2 protein-coding genes are annotated in these 2,031 nt (G+C 75.3%); both read left to right on the top strand.

Annotated features, from left to right (window positions below; genetic code table 11):
• The first annotated feature begins 91 nt into the window (after nt 1–91).
• Nucleotides 92–856, top strand: a complete 765-nt coding sequence (locus tag DKT68_RS05825; protein ID WP_109816391.1) for a M23 family metallopeptidase — start codon at nt 92–94, stop codon at nt 854–856.
• Nucleotides 857–885: 29 nt separating this feature from the next.
• Nucleotides 886–1,956: a PHP domain-containing protein gene (locus tag DKT68_RS05820; protein ID WP_109816390.1), complete on the top strand. Its 1,071-nt coding sequence runs from the start codon at nt 886–888 to the stop codon at nt 1,954–1,956.
• Nucleotides 1,957–2,031 lie beyond the last annotated feature (75 nt).

Raw genomic sequence — 2,031 nt, 5'->3', positions numbered from 1 at the left:
CCACCTACCGCGAACCGAACCCGGTCACCGGCGCTGCCTCCCCTCACGCGCGTCGCTCGTGCCCACGGTACCGGTCTGCCAGGATGGCCGGATGCCCTCGCCGACGATCGGCCGCCGCGCGCGTCCCGCGTACCCGATCCTGCTGCTGCTCGCTCCGGTGCTGGCCGCCGGCTGCGCGACCACCCGGCCGGGAGTGCCGCCGGAGGGCGCCGCGCCGACGCCTCCGGCGGTCTGGGCGACCGCCGACCAGCCGGCGGCGCCGTCGGCAACGCCATCGGCGACCGGCCCCACCCGCCCGGCGCCGTCGTCGGCCGGGCCGTCGGCGAGCGCACCCCGCGCCGGGCTGCGGCACGTCTTCCCGGTACGCGCCGACGACGTCGCCTACCACCCGACGCACGGGGCTTACCCGGCGACCGACATCTTCGCCGACTGCGGTGAGCCGTTCGTCGCCGTGACCGACGGGACGGTGACGGACGTCAGTCGCACCGACCGGTACGAGAAGCGCGGGCCGCAGGGCCCGGAGAACGGGGGCCTGTCGGTGGCCCTGCTCGGCGACGACGGGGTGCGCTACTACGGCTCGCACCTGAGTGTCGTGGCCAGCGGCATCGACACCGGCGTCCGGGTCCGCGCCGGGCAGCAGCTCGGCAAGGTGGGCCGCACCGGCAACGCGAACAACGTCTGCCACCTGCACTTCGGGATCTCGCCGGCCTGCACGGGCAGGGACGGCTGGTGGATCCGGCGCGGGGTGCTCTGGCCCGCGCGCTACCTGGACTCGTGGCGGCGCGGCGGCAACCGGGAACCGGCCGCCGAGGTGACCGCGTGGCAGCGCGAACACGGCTGCCCCAAGGCTCCCTGACGGGGCCCGCACCGGCTAGGTTCGGTGGGATGACAGCCCGGGACCCCATCGCCGACCTGCGCCGGATCGCGTTCCTGCTGGAACGGGCCAACGAGGCCACCTACCGGGTGCGGGCCTTCCGGTCGGCGGCGAAGGCGCTGGCCGGCCTGCCGGCGGCCGAGGTGGCCGAGCGGGCCGGCAACGGCACCCTCACCAAGCTGGCCGGGGTCGGTGACGTCACGGCCCGCTGCGTGGCGGAGTCGCTGGCCGGTGAGGAGCCGGTCTACCTGCGCCGGCTGGTGGCCACCGAGGGCAGCGACCTGGACGCGGAGGCGACGGCGCTGCGCACCGCGCTGCGCGGTGACTGTCACACCCACTCGGACTGGTCCGACGGCGGCTCGCCCATCGAGGAGATGGCGCTGGCCGCGGTGGAGTTGGGCCACGAGTACATGGTGCTGACCGACCACTCGCCCCGGCTGACGGTGGCCCGGGGGCTGACCGCCGACCGGCTGCGCCGCCAGCTCGACCATGTGGCGCAGGTCAATGAGGCGCTGCCGGAGGGTTTCCGGATCCTGACCGGGATCGAGGTGGACATCCTCGCCGACGGCTCGCTGGACCAGGACGAGGCGCTGCTGGCCCGGTTGGACGTAGTGGTCGGCTCGGTGCACAGCGGCCTGAAGGACGAGCGGGCGAAGATGACCCGGCGGATGCTGACCGCGATCGCCAACCCGCACCTGGACATCCTCGGTCACTGCACCGGCCGGATGGTGTCGTCCCGCCCGGTCGGGGTGACCGGGCCGGGTGATCGGGGGCACCGGGCCCGGACCCGGGCGGAGAGCGACTTCGACGCGGACGCCGTCTTCGCCGCCTGCGCGGAGCACGACACCGCCGTCGAGATCAACTCCCGGCCGGAGCGGCAGGACCCGCCGAAACGACTGATCCGTCGTGCCCTGGAGGCCGGCTGCCGGTTCGCCATCAACACCGACGCGCACGCGCCCGGTCAGCTCGACTGGCAGCGGTTCGGCTGCGAGCGGGCCGCCCTCTGCGGCGTGCCCGCCGACCGGGTGGTCAACACCTGGTCGGCGAAGCAGCTCGTGAAGTGGACCGCCGCGCGGTCCTGACCGACGGGACCAGCGCAGGCCGGCGCCGCGCGGGTCGGCGCCGCGCGGGTCAGCGCCGCGCGGCCGGCTCGTCGG

The organism is Micromonospora acroterricola, assembly GCF_003172955.1.
GTDB classification, from domain to species: domain Bacteria; phylum Actinomycetota; class Actinomycetes; order Mycobacteriales; family Micromonosporaceae; genus Micromonospora; species Micromonospora acroterricola.
Note: the sequence above shows the minus strand (reverse complement) of the source record. Positions and strands in the feature narration are given on the sequence as shown.